This window comes from Sphingobacterium sp. ML3W, from assembly GCF_000747525.1.
Lineage (GTDB): Bacteria > Bacteroidota > Bacteroidia > Sphingobacteriales > Sphingobacteriaceae > Sphingobacterium.
On sequence record NZ_CP009278.1, the window covers coordinates 1,805,262 to 1,823,792 of the forward strand.

Genomic DNA, 18,531 nt, shown 5'->3' on the forward strand with positions numbered 1-18,531 from the left:
CTCCATCATATGGATATGCAGTCAAAAGATAATTTTTAATATAAATCAATGAATATAAATACTTTAAAAAATTTGAAAGACTTTAAATTGACTCTTAAATTAGCGCGTGCTGTTAGTACTGCTCGTGCTCTTTATAAATTTAGTATGCTCTGGAAATGGCAACGGTTTATTGTTAGTATGGTACTTCTTGGACTTGTTCAACTTTCTATGGGACAAAAGAAACCTGTTGATTATGTAAATCCATTTATTGGCACCACTAATTACGGCACTACAAATCCGGGAGCTCAGGTCCCTCAAGGATTAATGAATGTATCTCCGTTCAATGTTATGGGGTCTTCTCTTAATAAGTCCGATAAAGATGAAGGATGGTGGTCAACACCCTATGAATATAACAACAAATTTTTTACAGGATTTTCGCACGTCAATCTCAGCGGAGTAGGGTGCCCCGATATGGGCAGTCTCTTGCTCATGCCTACCACTGGAGAGCTGCAGGTGGATTACAAAAAATATGGAAGTACTTATTCGAATGAAAATGCTTCAGCTGGATATTACACGAATCAACTGGATAAGTATCATGTAAAAACAGAAGCCACAGCAACGCAGAGAACAGGTATTTCTAGATTCACTTTTCCAAAGGGGAAGAGTCATATATTGTTAAACTTAGGTGAAGGTCTGACCAACGAGACGGGGGCAACCATGCGTTTTGTTAATGATAGAGAGATAGAAGGCTCTAAACTATTGGGGTCATTTTGTTATGTCAATAATCAAGCGGTATATCCACTATATTTTGTAATGCGCTTGAGCAAAAAACCAATTCAAAAAGGATATTGGAAATTCCAAAGACAAGGTGCTCCGTGGGAAAATGAATGGAATAAAGATGCAGGGAAATACAAGCTCTTCACTGCTTACCAAAATGAGATGTCAGGTGATGATATTGGTGCATATCTTAGTTTTGAAACAGCAGAAAATGAGCAGATTGAAGTTCAAGTAGGTGTTTCCTTTGTAAGTATTGAAAATGCACGCCAGAATCTGGAACACGAACAACCACAAGGTGGTTTTGACCAAATTAGAGTAGCTGCTCATAAGAGATGGAATGAAGACTTATCGAAGATAGAAGTTGAGGGAGGAAGTGAAGATCAAAAAACGGTGTTTTATACCGCATTATACCATGCTTTAATTCATCCGAATATTCTACAAGATGTGAATGGTCAATATCCAGCAATGGAGAGTAGAGAAACTCGTCATACAGATGGCAATCGCTATACTGTCTTCTCGTTGTGGGATACTTATCGTAATGTTCAACCATTGATGAGCCTGTTGTTTCCTGATAGGCAGACCGAGATGATTCGCTCTATGATTGATATCTATAAGGAAAGCGGTTGGATGCCCAAATGGGAATTGTATGGACGTGAATCGTATACTATGGATGGTGATCCAGCTATTCCTGTTATTGTAGATGCATGGATGAAAGGTATTCGCGATTATGATCATGAAGCGGCATACGAAGCTTTTTATAAGTCTGCAACACGCGTAGATAGTGCAAACAAGATACGACCCGATAATGCCGACTATGTAAAATACGGCTATGTACCCTTGCGTGAGCCATTCGATAATTCAGTTTCACATGCTATCGAATATTATCTTGCAGATTGGAACCTTGCTCAGTTTGCCGCTTCGCTAGACAAAAAGGAGGATGCTAAATTGTTTACTGAACGTGCTAAAGGGTATAAACATTATTATTCCAAGGAATATGGCACTTTTCGACCTATACTTCCTGATGGCACTTTTTTAACACCTTTTGACCCATTGCAGGGAGCGAATTTTGAACCTAATCATGGATTCCATGAGGGTAATGCATGGAACTATTCGTTTGCAATTCCGCATGATATTCCGGGATTGATGAAATTGATGGGGGGTAAACGTAAATTTGTTGAGAAACTTCAGGAGACCTTTGATAAGGGATATTTTGATGTAACCAATGAGCCGGATATGCTTTATCCACATATTTTTTCAGAAATAGAGGGTGAAGAATGGCGGACCCAAAAACTGGTTACAGAGATTTTAAATAAATACTTTACAAATGCACCAGGAGGTATACCAGGAAATGATGATACCGGAACAATGTCGACATGGGCATCTATGAATATGATTGGTATTTACCCACTTTGTCCAGGTAGGCCTGAATATACTATTGTAACTCCTGTATTCGATAAAGTGACTATCCATCTGGATGCGAAATACCACCATGGAAAGGATAAGTTAGTGATTCGACGTGAGCGTTTGGGACAAGATGGATATATTAAAAGTATTTCGGTCGATGGCAAGAAAAATAAAGGATTCAAAGTATCACATCATGAACTTGTAAATACTGATGAAATTGTTGTTGCCACGGGAAGTCGTTAATCAAAATGTTATTTAAACATTCACCTGTTCAGGGTTCTTATCAAAGAATGTAAGTTTATAGACCCAAAATTTGAAAATTAATGGTGGATAGCAAGATGAGTCTACTCATAAGAAAGGCTTACATTTTTATGTAAGCCTTTCTTATGATATTTTTCCAATATGGCATATTGACAAGTCTAGATGACTATTCGAATTTGACCTATTATGACTATTTTGATTTACAGTTGAAGAAGAGTAAGTAATTCTGTGGAATATCCTTGACTTCAATATGAGATTTGATGAAGTTTAAATATTGTTTTAGCTAATAATTTCAATCAAAATTATGTAAGGTGGGATGTCTAAAAAGCAGTTTGTTTATGTTGCTTTATACTGAATATAAAAATGTTTTTACTGAAGAATTAAGCGATCTTTTTATACTAAATTAATCGATATACGAAATATTTGCTACATTGTAGGTAATGGACGGAAAAGAGAATAATCCGAATATGCAACTTAAGCATTGGTCTAAGGTAGAGTATTTACACGAAACCAATACGAACACTAATATTCATATAAAAGGAACGACAAGTTATTATAGTAACGCTTGGATGGGAAATTTTGAGGAAAGTGTTGTTCGCTATTTATATGGTGATGAATATAGTGTAAGTCAGTGGAAATCAACTTGGAAAGTCGATCAATTGTATATTGGCTCGCATGTCTGTATCGCCGCTGAAGTGGTTATTTTAATGGGGGGTAATAATACCCATCGTTCTGATTTGTTTAGCCTGTATCCTTTTATGGAAACAATAACAGAATCTTATGAAAGTAAAGGTGATACTATTATTGACGATGGTGCTTGGTTAGGATTACGTGCTATATTGCTTCCTGGTGTTCATATTGGAGAAGGTGCTATTGTCGCTTCTGGTTCGGTAGTTACAAAGAACGTTGCTCCTTATAGTATCGTGGGTGGTAATCCTGCGAAGTTTATTAAATTTAGGTTTTCTCAAGAGGTTATTTTGACATTGATTGATTTGAAAATTTATGAATGGTGTTCGGAGAAATTCAGACAATTGCAGCCATTTGTTTGTAGTGATAATATTGAACGGTTGGTGGAAGAGGAACGAAAATATGAAATTTTGCTAAAATGTAAATGAATATAAATTTTAGTTGCAAATTTAACTTTTTAAAGTGACGTTTATCGCTTAGGATTTCGAGCTGAAAAGTATCAAATAAAAACTCAATCCTTAAGATAAGTATAGTGATTAATCTCAATGCTAAGTTTATCCTTCTAGTACTACATTTTTTCCGACATTTTAGTTATTTTTGTAGGTCATAGCTCAAGTTAATATTAACTTCATTAATCCATCTTATCTATTATAATAACCTTTTATTATTTACTGCACATAGGTGTATTCTAATGATAAGCTTTAAGGATGTGTCAATTAAAATGAGCAAATAAGTAGCTTAAAGAGCTATTTAACGAATTATTAGAAGAAATGGAAAGTAATAAAAAAGATGTTTTAAGGATTGGTATCGTTGGATACGGTAATTTGGGAAGAGGAGTTGAATTGGCTATTCGCCAACATCCAGATATGGAGCTCATTGCAATTTTTACAAGAAGGGATCCTGCATTATTAGATATTGGCCCTCGTGCACATATTATCACTGAAATCTACAAATTTGTTGGTAAGATAGATGTGATGATCCTTTGTGGAGGATCTGCGAAGGATTTGCCAGAGCAAGTATTGCAGGTTGGGCAGTTGTTCAATACGGTAGATAGTTTTGATACACACGCCAAGATTCCCGAATACTTTGATCGCATTGATTTAGTTGGAAAAGAGAATAATACGTTGAATTTAATTTCTACGGGCTGGGATCCAGGATTGTTTTCTATGGCTAGGTTAATAGGAAAGAGTATTTTACCAGTTGGAGAGGAATATACTTTTTGGGGTAAGGGCTTAAGTCAAGGACACTCTGATGCGGTAAGACGTGTTGATGGTGTAAAGAATGGTGTGCAGTATACCATTCCTTTAGAGCGCGCATTGGAAAAGGTTCGTGCGGGTGAAAATCCTCAATTAACAACGGCGGAGAAACATCAACGTGTCTGCTATGTTGTGGCAGAAGTTGATGCGGACAAAGTGGCTATAGAAAATACAATCAAAACAATGCCGCACTATTTTGATCAGTACGAGACTATTGTTCATTTTATTAGTGAACAGGATTTATTAGCCGAACACTCAAGTATGCCGCATGGTGGTACAGTATTCCGTACAGGAATAACAGGTAACGGAACTAAGCAACGTATTGAATTCAACTTGGCTCTGGAAGATAATCCAGAATTTACTTCAAGTGTATTGGTCGCCTATGCAAGAGCTGTATGTAAGTTAGCTGCTGCAGGTCAAACTGGTGCTTGTACTGTCTTTGATATTCCTTTAGGGTATTTGTCTCCAGAATCTCCTGCTGAATTGCGACGTACACTGTTGTAGCGCAATAAAGGATCCAGCATATGCTAGTTTTTGGTGTTTAGGTTACATGCAATAAGTGACAACCGCATATCCAAGGATTTTATAAAAAGAGATAGCCATACACTAAGTGTATGGCTATCTCTTTTAGATGGGCTTATATAGCTAAATTAAAAGTCTTTTATTTGGAAATTCATGTCTCTCACTTGAAACATTATTTTCCCGTCATAAATGGCATCAAGATCAATTGTACCTTTTGTATATTTATCAGTACCTAAAGTAATTTTTTCTTGGATATCAATTGTTCCAACGACCGTGTAAGTCATAAAATCACTTTCTGAAGTTGTAGGTTGTTGCGTTGCAATCATAGGGCCAACATATTTTTTTAATATTAATTGGTTTGCACTCGGGAGTTTACCTACTGGAATTTTACCCAAAGGTAGATCTTCTAATTTTTTTTCTAGTTTTATTTCAAGGGTTGTACCGTACGTAGACCAAAACTTATAAGAGCTTTCCTCACTTGTTGTGTGATAAAAATTCCAAGACTTCGTGTTGAATTTAAAACTGTCACTGGTATAATAAATATTATTATTAGGTACAGTACAAGTTTCATTCTTAAGTGAATAAGTAGCGAAGTTGCCTTTTAGGTGTAATAATTTTGAATTTTCTTGTTCGTAAAGTAAATTTCCTTCGAATTCGAATGTTAATTGTTTTGTATCCGAATTGAATCCGAAATTTTTGATTTTTATTGTGGTGTCTGGGTTAAACGAGGGCGTGAGGTAGGTGAAAAAACCGATTCCATTTTCCATGCGATCCAAACGTACATTGATGAGCTCGCCAGTTTTTAGAAAGCTGAAATTGAGCATTAGGTTTTCGTCACCTTGTTTAAAAGACATATTAGCATGGAGGGTGTTGCATTTTTCATTACCCGTAATATTTTCTTGTGCTATTTTAATGACCTGTCCATCGACTTCGATTGGCGTGAAATAGTTTGTAGTTTCGACAATCTTGTCTTCTTTACTGCAACTGAGTGTGAGTAGTGTAACAGCTATGATTAAAATTTTTTTCATTTATACTTTAATTTATTTTTACAAATAGTAAATATAATGATTAAAATTTTGAAGGAGAAAAAATTACCTTAGATAAAGGAGAGTATCTAGAAGTTTAGAAGCTAAGATTTTATAGTTAAAGTAATGCTATCAGATTTTCGGTAAAAAAAAATGCGCAGTTTATGGCTGCGCATCTGAAAAAATAATGTTAATACTATTAACCTAAATAAGATTTTAAGATCTTGCTACGAGATGTATGACGTAAGCGTTGTAAAGCTTTGTCTTTAATCTGACGGACACGTTCGCGCGTTAAGTTGAATTTTTCACCGATTTCCTCTAAAGATAATTGGTGGTTTGATCCAAGTCCGAAAAATAATACAATTATTTCTCTTTCGCGTTCTGTCAATGTTGACAATGAACGTCTGATTTCCTCTGATAAAGACTCGTCGATAAGGGAGCTGTCAGTTTCTGGGTCATGATTCTCTAATACGTCTAATAGGGTATTTTCTTCCCCTTGCACGAATGGTGCATCCATAGAGACATGTCTGCCCGAATTACTTAACGTATCCGAAACTTTATCGACTGTTGTTTCAAGAATTTCTGCTAATTCTTCTGGTGAAGGTTCGCGTTCATATTCTTGTTCTAATTTAGAGAATGCTTTACTAATTTTACTTAATGAACCGACCTGGTTCAATGGTAAACGTACAATACGAGATTGCTCCGCAATAGCCTGAAGAATCGATTGACGAATCCACCATACCGCATAAGAGATAAATTTAAAACCCTTTGTCTCGTCAAAACGCTTAGCTGCTTTAATTAAGCCCAAGTTACCTTCGTTGATTAAATCACCTAAGGTTAATCCTTGATTCTGATATTGTTTTGCTACAGATACGACGAAACGTAAGTTGGTTTTAGTCAATTTCTCCAAGGCAACTTGGTCACCTTCGCGAATACGTTGTGCTAATTCAACTTCTTCTTCTGCTGTAATTAAGTCTACTTTACCAATTTCGTGTAAATACTTGTCCAAAGACTGTGATTCACGATTGGTAATCGATTGTGTAATTTTGAGCTGTCTCATTAATTATATTAATACCTTTCTCCTCTGAAATGTTTGCAAAAATACAAAATAAAAACGACTTATTGTAATATTTATTGCTGATGTATGATTATATCTGGTTGATTATGAGGATTTTTATTTAAAATACATCATAGCAAAAATTATTCCAAAAAGATGTATTTAAGTCATAATAGTGTTTGAACTTTTAAATCGCATTCTAAACGATTGGTAATGAATGCCCTCTGCTGTCGCGAATGATTTATGATAAGATTTATGTATTTGTCAGTATAAAATTAAGCTTATCAAAGTTTCCGTAAATATTTTATCCTTGCCCAAAACTTTTTAATGATTCACGTGTTTTGCAATAAAACAATAACTTTTGATTATGCCAATTATTATACATTTAGACAGAGTAATGCGCGATCGCAGAATGTCATTGAATGAGCTTAGCGCTAAGGTAGGCATCACGCTATCAAATCTTTCCATTATTAAAAATCAAAAAGCCAAAGCATTGCGTTTGGATACTTTGGCTTCAATTTGTCATGCTTTGCATTGTCAGCCAGCAGATTTGATGGTATATGTACCCGAAGAGGGGATAGAACCGACTAAAAGCGATAACCCCTTAGAAAGTCTATAATTTCCATTTTCTTTTTGCCTTCTATTTGCAGCTCTAAAACATTTATGTAGCCGTCGTTTCCCGCAAATTTAAGATAGGTTTTTCCGTCCGTTTTATAAGTGCCTGGAGAATCTCCTACGGTATTATATTCTTTTGTAACGTTGTATAGTTTTAAAACTTTATTATCTAAGCTTGTGAAAGCTGCTGGATATGGACTTAATCCTCTAATTAAGTTGTAGATGGAGTCAATGTCATTGTTCCAGTCAATCAGGCAGTTTTCCTTAAATATTTTAGGAGCGTGCTTCAGTTCATTTTCGGGAATTAATGTGCTTTGGGCAGTTGGTGTTAAGCTGTTGTTTTTTATACCAGTTACGGTTCTTAGTAAAAGCTGTGCTCCCGTATGCATAAGTTTGTCATGTAAGATGCCCGCATTGTCATCTTCAGCAATATTAACTTCTTCTGATAATAAGATGTTACCTGTATCAATTTCATGCTGTAATAAGAATGTGGATACGCCACTTACTTTTTCACCATTGATAATAGCATGGTTAATGGGGGCTGCGCCACGGTATTGTGGCAATAAAGAAGCGTGTACGTTGATTGTTCCATGTGTTGGCATGTTCCAAACGACTTCGGGCAACATGCGGAAGGCGACGACAACCTGTAAATCTGCTTGATAGCCTTTCAGTTCTTTCAGAAATACTGGGTCTTTGAGTTTAATTGGTTGCAATACAGGTATATTGTGTGTTTCTGCATAAACTTTTACCGCAGATTGGTGAAGCTTTTGTCCACGACCAGCAGGTTTGTCTGGTGCTGTAACGACTGCTACTATATTTTCTCCAGATTGCACAAGTGCATCTAATGAAGCGACTGCAAAGTCTGGAGTTCCCATGAAAATGATGCGCATATACGTTTTGTTTTCTTATTTTAGTACTGAGGTGATGGAAGCAGCAGGAATAAAATAGGCTGGTTCACATTTTTTTTTAACTTTGCGAAGTTACATAAATAATTTAAAAGCTTGAATTTTCCATATTTTTTAGCCAAGAGAATCACTTTTTTAGGAAAAAGAACTTTTTCTAAATTAATTGTGCGCATTACCGTAGGGGCAATTGCCTTGGCGATTGCGGCAATTATTCTTTCTGTGGCTGTTTTGCGTGGGTTTAAGTCGGAGGTTACCGCCAAGCAACGGGGGTTCTTTGGGGATGTTGTGGTCTTACGTTATGACCTTAATAGTTCCTATGAAAACTCACCAATTGCCTTGGATACAACGGAATTGAACACCTTGACAAAATTACCCAACGTAGCGGGCATACATGCTTTTGCGACCAAACCTGGGATTATCAATGTTAATGATGAGGTGGAAGGGGTGCTACTGAAAGGTGTTGATACCTCTTACGATCAGAGCTACCTAAAGAGTATATTAGTAGCTGGTGATACGATCGATTTTAGAACTGATCATGATGCTGGAAAGCAAATCTTGATATCTAAATATTTGGCAAATAGATTAATGCTGAAGGAGGGGGATGATTTCATCATGTACTTCGTACAACAGCCTATTCGTAAACGTAAGTTTGAAATTAAAGGGATATATAACTCGGGCTCCGAAGAATTGGATAAAATTTATGTCATTGGTTCTCTCAATCTGATTCGTAGGCTTAATAATTTGGATAGTGCAGCTGTTGGTGGATATGAATTGCGCATACATGATTTTTCTAAACTACAGCAGACCACAAATGAAATTGATGATATGGTACCGATGGATCTGCATGCCGTAAGCATTCGGGATCAAATGGCAGATATCTTTCAGTGGTTGGATCTATTAGATATGAACACTACCATTATCTTTATATTGGTTACTTTGGTAGCTATTATTAACATGATTTCAGCTTTGCTCATTACTATCTTGGAACGGACATCTATGATTGGTATTTTGAAAGCACTTGGTTTTCATAATAATGGGGTGCGGCGAGTTTTTATGTACAACGCGTTATATCTGATTGGTTTAGGGTTGATTCTAGGTAATTTGATTGGCCTTGGTTTGTACTTCTTTCAGGATTACACCCAGTTTTTTAAGTTGGATGAAAAGACCTATTATATCTCATATGTGGCTGTTAAACTCTATTGGACGGACATTGCTTTAATCAACTTATCGGTGGTTATTATTGGAATGTTGGCCTTATTTATTCCTTCCTTACTGATTACAAAAATCAGTCCAGTACGCGCGATTTCTTTCAAATAAATGACTGTTTTAATTGTGGTTCCGAAATAAATATTTTACTTTTAGAGGTTTGGTAAGTGGATTTCTATAGGTAATCCGCTGTAAACACATACTTGAACTAGCTTATATATTTATGAATAGAAACGTATTAGATCACTTATCGCATGCTTTTGAAGCTCCTTTAAAAAGTCCAGTACTCATCTTCGCGCTCGTATTATTTATCATTTTATTGTCGCCTATACTATTGCGATCCATTAAGGTTCCGGGCATTATAGGCTTGATTATTTCGGGAGTGATTATTGGTCCACATGGATTGAATTGGTTAGAGAAAAATTCGGCAGTGGATCTTTTTTCAACAATCGGTTTGCTATATATTATGTTTATAGCTGGATTGGAGTTGGATATGAATGAATTCAAGAAGACGAAACATAAAAGTGTTATGTTCGGTTTTTTTACTTTCATCATACCTATTTCTATTGGTTTTCCAGTGTGCTTTTATCTTTTGGATTATGGAATATTAGCCAGTATACTGATATCCAGTATGTTTGCTACGCATACTTTGGTTTCCTATCCTATAGTTAATAGTTACGGTATTTCGAAGAATGAGGCTGTCGCCATCACTATTGGAGGTACCATTTTGACAGATACGGCTGTGTTGATTATACTTGCAGTCATCACTGGTGCTTCGCAGGGGAATATAGGACAAGAATTTTGGGTAACCTTAGGCGTTTCGTTTTCTATTTTTCTCTTTATTATGTTTGGTGTCATTCCTTGCATTGCAAAATGGTTTTTCGAGCGTATTGAAAGTGAAAAAACTTCCCATTATATTTTTATCCTATCCATCGTTTTTTTTGCAGCTTTCTTATCTGAAATTGCGGGTTTGGAGCCGATTATCGGAGCGTTTGTGGCTGGTCTTGCTTTGAATAAATTGATTCCACATTCGTCTGCATTGATGAATCGAATCGAATTTATCGGTAATGCGATTTTTATTCCATTCTTTTTAATCAGTGTAGGGATGATTGTGGATGTTAGCGTTCTTCTACGCGGCCCAGAGGCTTTAATCGTGGCAGCAACACTGACCGTAGTAGCGATATTGGGTAAATGGGGGGCAGCATGGGTGACACAATTTGTCTTTAAGTATTCAATTGGTCAACGTAACGTGATATTTGGTTTGAGTAGTTCACATGCTGCGGCAACTCTAGCCGTCATTATGGTTGGTTATAAAAATGAAATTATTGATGAGAATGTACTGAATGGGACAATTTTATTGATTTTAGTGACTTGTATCGTGGCAACTATTGTAACCGAAGCGGCTTCTAAGAAAATTGTTATGGATGGGGATCAGGATGATACCCATATCAATATTGTGAAGGAACATGATGAACATATTATGATTCCATTAGCAAATATGGAAAATATGAAATCTATTTTAGATTTTGCTACTTTAATGCGAAGTAAGAAATCACATCATCCGATCAGTATTGTCTCCGTAGTAAAGGATAACGAGCAAGCGGAAAAGAATATGGCTATTGCTCGTAAAAATCTTGATAACATAGCAAAATATGCTTCAGGTAGTGAAACAGAGGTAAGTATCGCAGCTACAATTGACTTTAATATTCCTAGTGGAATCAGCAGAAGTGCTAAAGAGGTGATGGCAGATTGTATTCTTTTAGGGTGGCCAAGTGCTAGTAATTTTGTGGATAAAATAGTCGGTGAAAAATCAGAGAGTATTCTTAATCGTACTTCTGCAAATGTGATGATGTGCCAATTCAAAAAGCCATTTATCACCCATAGTAAAATTATCGTTTTTGCTCCACCATTATCACAATCTGAATTTGGTTTTGAGTATTGGGTAGAGAAAGTGTTAAAATTAGGACAGGAGCTTACTATTTCGGTCACTTTTGTATGTGATGAACGCACAGAGGCTGCTACTACAGTGTTCCTAGATGAAATCAAAAATTCAGTTCCCGTTAATTTTAGAATTTATGATAATTGGGATCATATTCATGGTTTAATCTCATTTAGGGAGGATAATGCGCTGTTGTTTTATGTTTCTTCCCGTTATGGAGAGGTGTCTTATCGTGATTCATTGGATGGTTTGGCAAAGAAATTGGAACGTATCCATGAAAATGACAACGTGGTGCTGGTATTTCCAAGCCGGGTGGACAATCATCATATTGATGAATATGAAGATGTGCAAGCGGCGCCGATCTTTAGAAAAATCAGTAAGGAAATCGGTAACATGTTCAATAAGGAGAAATAGAAATACACTATGGCAAGTAAAATAGTTAAGTCCGAGCATGGATTATTGCAGGTTCCTGACCAACCTATCATCCCTTTTATTATTGGAGATGGTATTGGACCAGATATTTGGCACGCTTCGGTGCGGGTCTTTGATCATGCTGTAGAAAAAACTTATGCAGGTAGAAGGAGGATTGAATGGAAAGAGGTCCTTGCAGGAGAAAAAGCATTTAATGAAACCGGAGAATGGCTGCCTGAAAAGACGTTGCAGGTGTTAAAAGAATATTTGGTAGGTATCAAAGGTCCCTTAACAACACCCATCGGTGGTGGAATCCGTTCGTTAAATGTCGCTCTACGTAAAGAACTCGATTTATTTGTTTGTCAACGACCTACGAAATGGTACGAAGGAGTTCCTTCTCCTGTAAAGCATCCGGAGGATGTCAATATGGTTATTTTTCGAGAGAATACAGAAGATATCTATGCGGGTATTGAATTCGCTGCCGGTACGGCTGATGCACAGAAAATTCAAAATTTTTTACGTGACGAATTGCATGTAGATTATAATTTTTCATCAGAAACGGGTGTTGGTATCAAGCTGGTATCAGAAAAAGGTTCAAAGCGCCTTATACGCGCTGCGATTGAACATGCAATGGAACATAATTTACCCTCTGTGACCTTGGTTCATAAGGGGAATATTATGAAATTTACGGAAGGAGCCTTTAAAAATTGGGGATACGAACTCGCTGAAACAGAATTTGCTGATAAAACTTATACTTGGGGACAGTGGGAGCGTACCAAAGCAGAAAAAGGTGATTTGGCAGCCAATGCAGAACAGCAACATGCTTTGGATTCTGGTAAAATTTTAATAAAAGATGTAATTGCAGATAATTTCTTACAACAGATTTTATTGAATCCTAAGGATTATTCGGTAATCGCTACCCTAAATTTAAATGGGGATTATATTTCAGATTCTTTGGCGGCAATTGTTGGTGGTATTGGCATTGCTCCTGGAGCGAATATTAATTATGATACTGGACATGCTGTGTTTGAGGCTACACATGGGACTGCACCACGTTTTGCCAACACAGATACGATGAATCCTTCTTCGGTGATTTTAAGCGGTGTCATGATGCTGGTATACATGGGTTGGCAAGAGGCTGCAGACGCAATTGTTAAAGCATTGGGCGAAACCATAAAAGCCAAGACCGTAACGGTCGATTTCTATAATTTAATGAAAGATGCAACGCTTGTAAAGACAAGTGAGTTTGCCGATCATATTATCGAAAAATTGTAAAAACTATTTTGAATACCAGAGATAAAGCTGACCTTTGAACATTGTTTAAAGGTCAGCTTTTTTTTATATGAAATTTTCAGATTTACCTCCCTTTTTAAAATCATCTACTGTGTTCTCAAAGATGGAAATCCAACAATTACTGACGGTAGAGGAGTTGCCAGACGAAGATGCTATTGAAGCGATTCGTGATGAACCAGAAATATACGACTTGCTCAACGCCTTTATTGGAGACGAGAGTAGTCGGTTGGTACATTTACAGCTTTATGCCCAACGATTATTGAAAAATAACGATGTAATACAGGCTTGGAAAGTCATGCTACTTTAGGTGGTTTAATAATATCATTTTTAATGATTTTGGGTGTTTTTTATAGAATCTTTGTATGTTTTTGCTGTTTGCTTTTTGTTAATTTCATTAAAATTGATTTTTTGTTGAAATTTAAATAAGAAATCTTGTATCTTTGGTTTTTGGTAAGCAAACGATTGTCTTGCCAAATCTTAGAAAGCTATACATAAAACAAACTATATATCAATGAAACATAATTTTGGAGCAGGTCCTTGCATTCTGCCAAAGGAAGTTTTTCAAGAAGCTTCACAAGCTGTTATTGATTTTAATAATACAGGTTTATCCATTTTGGAGGTTTCGCATCGTTCTAAAGAATTCGAAGCAGTATTGGATGAATCGACTAAATTGGTGCGTGAATTGTTAAATGTACCGCAAGGATATTCCATCTTGTTTTTACAAGGAGGAGCAAGCTTACAATTTGCCATGATAGCGTTGAATTTGTTACCAGAAAGTGGTAAAGCGGTTTATTTGGATACAGGTGTTTGGGCGTCAAAGGCAATTAAAGAAGCAAAAAAAATAGGAGCAGTAGAAGTAGTTGCCTCGTCGAGTGACAAAAACTACACTTATATTCCAAAACAGTTTTCTGTTCCTGCTGACGCAGCGTATTTCCACTATACTTCGAATAATACCATTTACGGTACGGAAGTATTTGATGTACCGGCTTCAGGTGTTCCAATTGTGGTTGATATGTCTTCAGATATTCTGAGCCGCCAAATTGATGTTGCAGACTTTGATTTGATTTATGCAGGGGCACAAAAGAATATGGGTCCTGCTGGAGCTACATTAGTTATTGTTAAAGATGAAATATTAGGTAAATCTGGTCGTGTAATTCCTTCTATATTGGACTATACAGCGCATATTGGTGCAGGTTCGATGTACAATACACCCCCAGTTTTTTCAATTTTTGTATCGTTACTTAATTTACGTTGGTTAAAAGCAAAAGGTGGCGTAACAGTTATTGAACAAGAGAATATAATCAAAGCGCGTACTTTGTATGATGAGATAGACCGTAACCCATTCTTCAAAGGGACTGCAGTTGTGGAAGATCGATCACGTATGAACGTGACCTTTATAATGGATTCTGCGGAATTAGAAGCGGAGTTCTTGATTTTAGCTAAAGAACGCGATTTAATCGGTATCAAAGGTCACCGTTCAGTAGGTGGATTTAGAGCATCGATTTATAATGCATTATCGATTACCAGTATCAATGCCTTGGTAGATGCGATGAAGGAGTTTGAGGAATTAAAAAAATAAAATCTAATTTATATCATGAGAATATTAGCAAATGATGGTATCGATCCAGCAGGAAAAAAACTTTTGGAGGATGCCGGATTTGAAGTCGATACAAATCATATACCGCAAGAAGAATTAGCGGAAAAATTACAAGCCTACGACGCAATTACAGTGCGTAGTGCAACAAAAGTTAGGCAATCATTAATCGATGTTTGTCCAAATCTAAAGGTGATAGGTCGTGGTGGTGTCGGTATGGATAATATCGATGTTGACTACGCACGTTCTAAAGGTATTGCTGTCTTAAACACACCTGCGGCTTCTTCTTTATCTGTAGCAGAGTTGGTATTTGCGCATCTTTTGAATGGAGTACGTTTCTTATATGATTCTAATCGTCAGATGCCAGTATCAGGTGATAGCCAGTTTGGAGCTTTGAAGAAAGCGTACGCTGGGGGATCGGAGTTGAGAGGTAAAACTTTAGGTGTCGTTGGATTCGGTCGTATTGGGCGTGAAACAGCAAAAATAGGATTGGGAATGGGCATGGATATCGTTTATTACGATTTAGCTGATGGTCCTAAAACATTGACATTAACACTAACTCAGGGATTTGAAGTAGAGTTACCTGTGGATCAGGTATCCATGGAAGATTTGTTGAAAACTTCAGATTTCATTACTTTACATGTGCCGTTTTTGGATAAGCCAGCAATTGGTGTACAAGAGTTCGCTTTATTAAAAAATCAGGTCGGTTTGGTGAATGCTGCTCGTGGTGGTGTAATTGATGAGCTTGCATTAATTGAAGCTTTAGATTCTGGTAAAGTCGCTTTTGCAGGATTGGATGTGTTTGATAATGAGCCTACTCCGAGGTCGGTGATTTTAAAGCACCCGAAAATTTCGTTGACGCCACATATTGGTGCAGCCACAAATGAAGCACAAGAGCGAATTGGTGTCGAATTAGCGCAGTTGATTATCGAGAGTCTTAAGAAGTAGATTTCCGCAACAATATTTGGTGCGGCACAAAAACTTATGTATTTGTGCCGCTTTTTTATGCGAAAAAAGTAAGTAATTGCCTATATTCACGGCAAAATTTAAATATAATGTAAGTCAGTATGAAAATTTTAAAATTTGGTGGTACATCTGTCGGTAGTGCAGAGCGCATCAAAGGGTTGTTAGATATCGTAAACCCTTCTGAGCGTCAGGTTGTGGTGTTGTCAGCAGTGTCTGGGACAACAAATGCTTTAGTAGAAATTGGTCAAGCTTATCTTGCGGATAACAAGGACTTGGCAAAGGAGTTGATTAAGAAGCATAAAGACAAGTACGAAGACCTAATTAAGGAATTGTTCAAAACTGAAGCGGGATATAAAAATGGTAAGAGCTTAATCGAGTCACATTTTAATTTTATTGAAGGATTTGCGCATGAGATCTTTACTCCTGTGGAAGAGAAGATTATTTTAGCACAGGGTGAATTGTTATCTACAGCTTTGTTTCACTTTCACTTAACAGAGATCAATGTTCCTTCTGTTTTATTGCCTGCATTGGATTTCATGAAAATTGATGAAGATAATGAACCTATTGTAGATTACATTACCTCTAAATTGACACCCTTGATTGCGAATCATCCTGAGAATACATTGTTCATTACACAGGGCTTTATTTGTCGTAATTCTTTCGGTGAAGTCGATAATTTACGTCGTGGTGGATCGGATTATACAGCATCTTTAATTGGTGCAGCAATAGGTGCTGATGAAGTGCAGATCTGGACGGATATTGACGGTATGCATAATAATGATCCTCGTATCGTAAAAAATACGTCTCCTATCGCTCATTTGAGTTTTGATGAAGCAGCAGAATTAGCCTACTTTGGTGCGAAAATTTTACATCCTCAATCGGTTTTTCCTGCGCAAAAATATAATGTACCAGTACGTTTGTTGAATACATTAGATCCGACTGCAAGCGGCACATTGATTAGTAAAGAGGGAGGACAAAAGGGAAGTATTCGTGCGATTGCGGCCAAAGATGGCATCACTGCTATTCATATCCATTCTTCTAGGATGTTGTTGGCCTATGGTTTTTTACGTCGTGTTTTTGAAATTTTCGAACGCTACAAGACACCAATCGATATGATTACGACATCAGAAGTGGCCGTATCTGTGACAATTGATGACACGAAAAATCTGCAGGATATCATCAAAGAAGTAGAGGACTTTGGGACAGTTTCAGTTGATGAGGGGCAAACTATTGTCTGTGTAGTAGGTGACTTTGACTTGAATACACATGGTTATGCGGCACGAGTATTGGATGCTGTTAAGCACCTACCTGTCCGTATGATTTCATACGGAGGGTCTGATTATAATGTCTCTGTTTTGTTGGATACAAATCATAAAGTAGAAGCTTTACGTTCTTTACACAACCGTTTATTTTAATTGTAATTTTCTAAATGAAAAACAAAAATATAGAGAGCCAGTTCATTGGAAAGGAAACACCTTTCTACTATTATGACCTGAACGTGTTAGAAGATACGTTAGATGCAGCAATTGCTGCTTCGAGTAAACGTGGGTTTCATGTGCATTTTGCTGTGAAATCTAATTTCAATAGCCGTCTTCTCGAGATGATACAAGCTAAAGGATTTGGAGCAGACTGTGTGAGTGGTAATGAGGTGCAACGTGCAATTGATGCAGGTTTTGACGCTAAAATGATCACTTTTGCCGGTGTTGGTAAGTCTGACAAGGAGATTAATCTAGCGCTAGAACATGATATTTTCGCTTTTAACGTGGAATCGATCCAAGAGTTGGAAGTAATCAATGAACTGGCTGCAGTAAAGGGACGTAAGGCTAAAGTAGCTTTGCGTATTAACCCAAATGTGGATGCAAATACGCATCATTACATTACGACTGGATTAGATGAGAATAAGTTTGGTGTCACTAATGCAGAGCTTGAGAGAGCTGCGGCAGTCATTCGAACTTGTGAAAACATCGAACTTATTGGCCTTCACTTTCATATTGGTTCACAAATAACAGATATGAATGTGTTTAAAAGTTTGTGTGTCAAGGTGAATGAATGGAAGAATTGGTTTGAAGAGCGAGGTGTCCCGATCAAGGTACTGAACGTGGGGGGGGGATTGGGTGTGGATTACCACAATCCAGATAAAAATGCTATTCCTGACTTTGAATCATATTTTGATATCTTTGAAAAGTTTTTGGAGAGAACGCCACAGCAGGAGGTTCATTTTGAATTAGGTCGTGCTTTAGTGGCTCAATGTGGTTCGTTGATCAGTAAGGTTCTGTATGTTAAAAATGGTGTCAAGAAGAACTTTTTGATATTAGATGCAGGTATGACTGAGTTGATGCGTCCTGCTTTGTACCAGGCTTTTCATAAAATTGAAAAACTAGGTGAAGAAGTAGCTTCGGATATCATTAATTATGATGTCGTGGGACCAATTTGTGAAAGTTCAGATTGTTTCGGTAAGGAAGTGCCTTTACCTCTTTCTAGAAGGGGCGACTTAATCGCTATCCGTACAGCTGGAGCGTATGGTGAAGTGATGTCTTCACGATATAATCTGAGAGAAGAAATTCGTTACGTTTATAGTGACGAATTAGCGTAGTACTTAATCCTATGAAATAGAATTGGCCTAAACTTTAAAGA

At 37.0% G+C, this 18,531-nt stretch carries 15 protein-coding genes; 12 read left to right on the forward strand and 3 right to left on the reverse strand.

Going from position 1 to position 18,531, the window contains the following annotated elements; translation table 11 throughout:
- Positions 1–48: 48 nt before the first annotated feature.
- The 3 genes from KO02_RS07820 to KO02_RS07830 all read left to right on the forward strand — a co-directional run bounded on the left by KO02_RS07820 (position 49) and on the right by KO02_RS07830 (position 4,868).
- On the forward strand, positions 49–2,403 hold the full coding sequence (locus KO02_RS07820; RefSeq protein WP_200878610.1) for a GH92 family glycosyl hydrolase: 2,355 nt from the start codon (positions 49–51) through the stop codon (positions 2,401–2,403).
- 458 nt (positions 2,404–2,861) lie between these two features.
- A complete protein-coding gene (locus tag KO02_RS24285; RefSeq protein WP_144243276.1) occupies positions 2,862–3,536 on the forward strand; it encodes a CatB-related O-acetyltransferase in 675 nt (224 codons plus the stop codon).
- Positions 3,537–3,878: 342 nt separating this feature from the next.
- On the forward strand, positions 3,879–4,868 hold the full coding sequence (locus tag KO02_RS07830) for a diaminopimelate dehydrogenase (protein ID WP_038697310.1): 990 nt from the start codon (positions 3,879–3,881) through the stop codon (positions 4,866–4,868).
- Between the two features lie 146 nt (positions 4,869–5,014).
- On the opposite strand, the gene KO02_RS07835 is transcribed toward KO02_RS07830, so the two are convergent.
- Positions 5,015–5,914 carry a hypothetical protein gene (locus KO02_RS07835; RefSeq protein WP_038697312.1) on the reverse strand — a complete coding sequence of 300 codons (900 nt, stop codon included), beginning with the start codon at positions 5,912–5,914 and terminating at the stop codon, positions 5,015–5,017.
- A gap of 196 nt (positions 5,915–6,110) precedes the next feature.
- Positions 6,111–6,971, reverse strand: a complete 861-nt coding sequence (locus tag KO02_RS07840) for an RNA polymerase sigma factor RpoD/SigA (RefSeq protein WP_038697314.1) — start codon at positions 6,969–6,971, stop codon at positions 6,111–6,113.
- Positions 6,972–7,365: 394 nt separating this feature from the next.
- Between KO02_RS07840 and KO02_RS07845 the strand changes: the two genes are divergently transcribed.
- On the forward strand, positions 7,366–7,587 hold the full coding sequence (locus KO02_RS07845; RefSeq protein ID WP_316929686.1) for a helix-turn-helix domain-containing protein: 222 nt from the start codon (positions 7,366–7,368) through the stop codon (positions 7,585–7,587).
- On the opposite strand, the gene fmt is transcribed toward KO02_RS07845, so the two are convergent.
- On the reverse strand, positions 7,556–8,473 hold the full coding sequence (fmt, locus tag KO02_RS07850) for a methionyl-tRNA formyltransferase (protein WP_038697318.1): 918 nt from the start codon (positions 8,471–8,473) through the stop codon (positions 7,556–7,558). The two genes, KO02_RS07845 and fmt, sit on opposite strands and share 32 nt — an antisense overlap.
- A 111-nt stretch (positions 8,474–8,584) precedes the next feature.
- On the opposite strand from fmt, the gene KO02_RS07855 reads away from it, so the two are divergent.
- The 8 genes from KO02_RS07855 to lysA all read left to right on the forward strand — a co-directional run bounded on the left by KO02_RS07855 (position 8,585) and on the right by lysA (position 18,490).
- A complete protein-coding gene (locus KO02_RS07855) occupies positions 8,585–9,805 on the forward strand; it encodes an ABC transporter permease (protein WP_038697320.1) in 1,221 nt (406 codons plus the stop codon).
- Between the two features lie 112 nt (positions 9,806–9,917).
- Entirely contained in the window at positions 9,918–12,047 is a 2,130-nt protein-coding gene (locus KO02_RS07860) for a cation:proton antiporter (RefSeq protein WP_038697322.1), read from the forward strand.
- A 9-nt stretch (positions 12,048–12,056) separates the two neighbouring features.
- Entirely contained in the window at positions 12,057–13,319 is a 1,263-nt protein-coding gene (gene icd / locus KO02_RS07865; RefSeq protein ID WP_038697324.1) for an NADP-dependent isocitrate dehydrogenase, read from the forward strand.
- A 67-nt stretch (positions 13,320–13,386) separates the two neighbouring features.
- Positions 13,387–13,644 (forward strand): hypothetical protein, encoded by a 258-nt coding sequence (locus tag KO02_RS07870; protein WP_038697332.1) that lies wholly within the window; start codon positions 13,387–13,389, stop codon positions 13,642–13,644.
- 204 nt (positions 13,645–13,848) lie between these two features.
- Positions 13,849–14,916, forward strand: coding sequence for a 3-phosphoserine/phosphohydroxythreonine transaminase (gene serC / locus KO02_RS07875; protein WP_038697334.1), 1,068 nt, complete (start codon positions 13,849–13,851; stop codon positions 14,914–14,916).
- Positions 14,917–14,931: 15 nt separating this feature from the next.
- Positions 14,932–15,879 carry a D-2-hydroxyacid dehydrogenase gene (locus KO02_RS07880; RefSeq protein ID WP_038697336.1) on the forward strand — a complete coding sequence of 316 codons (948 nt, stop codon included), beginning with the start codon at positions 14,932–14,934 and terminating at the stop codon, positions 15,877–15,879.
- 119 nt (positions 15,880–15,998) lie between these two features.
- The gene (locus KO02_RS07885; RefSeq protein WP_038697338.1) at positions 15,999–17,312 is read left to right on the forward strand and encodes an aspartate kinase; all 1,314 of its coding nucleotides are present in this window, start codon (positions 15,999–16,001) and stop codon (positions 17,310–17,312) included.
- Positions 17,313–17,326: 14 nt separating this feature from the next.
- On the forward strand, positions 17,327–18,490 hold the full coding sequence (lysA, locus tag KO02_RS07890; RefSeq protein ID WP_038697340.1) for a diaminopimelate decarboxylase: 1,164 nt from the start codon (positions 17,327–17,329) through the stop codon (positions 18,488–18,490).
- Positions 18,491–18,531: the final 41 nt, after the last annotated feature.

Coding starts and splice junctions, on each gene's coding strand:
- KO02_RS24285 (WP_144243276.1), top strand. CDS start 2,862: ATGGACGGAAAAGAGAATAATCCGAATATGCAACTTAAGCATTGGTCT.
- KO02_RS07880 (WP_038697336.1), top strand. CDS start 14,932: ATGAGAATATTAGCAAATGATGGTATCGATCCAGCAGGAAAAAAACTT.
- icd (WP_038697324.1), top strand. CDS start 12,057: ATGGCAAGTAAAATAGTTAAGTCCGAGCATGGATTATTGCAGGTTCCT.
- KO02_RS07830 (WP_038697310.1), top strand. CDS start 3,879: ATGGAAAGTAATAAAAAAGATGTTTTAAGGATTGGTATCGTTGGATAC.
- KO02_RS07820 (WP_200878610.1), top strand. CDS start 49: ATGAATATAAATACTTTAAAAAATTTGAAAGACTTTAAATTGACTCTT.
- lysA (WP_038697340.1), top strand. CDS start 17,327: ATGAAAAACAAAAATATAGAGAGCCAGTTCATTGGAAAGGAAACACCT.
- KO02_RS07860 (WP_038697322.1), top strand. CDS start 9,918: ATGAATAGAAACGTATTAGATCACTTATCGCATGCTTTTGAAGCTCCT.
- KO02_RS07840 (WP_038697314.1), bottom strand. CDS start 6,971: ATGAGACAGCTCAAAATTACACAATCGATTACCAATCGTGAATCACAG.
- serC (WP_038697334.1), top strand. CDS start 13,849: ATGAAACATAATTTTGGAGCAGGTCCTTGCATTCTGCCAAAGGAAGTT.
- KO02_RS07845 (WP_316929686.1), top strand. CDS start 7,366: ATGCGCGATCGCAGAATGTCATTGAATGAGCTTAGCGCTAAGGTAGGC.
- KO02_RS07885 (WP_038697338.1), top strand. CDS start 15,999: ATGAAAATTTTAAAATTTGGTGGTACATCTGTCGGTAGTGCAGAGCGC.
- fmt (WP_038697318.1), bottom strand. CDS start 8,473: ATGCGCATCATTTTCATGGGAACTCCAGACTTTGCAGTCGCTTCATTA.
- KO02_RS07835 (WP_038697312.1), bottom strand. CDS start 5,914: ATGAAAAAAATTTTAATCATAGCTGTTACACTACTCACACTCAGTTGC.
- KO02_RS07870 (WP_038697332.1), top strand. CDS start 13,387: ATGAAATTTTCAGATTTACCTCCCTTTTTAAAATCATCTACTGTGTTC.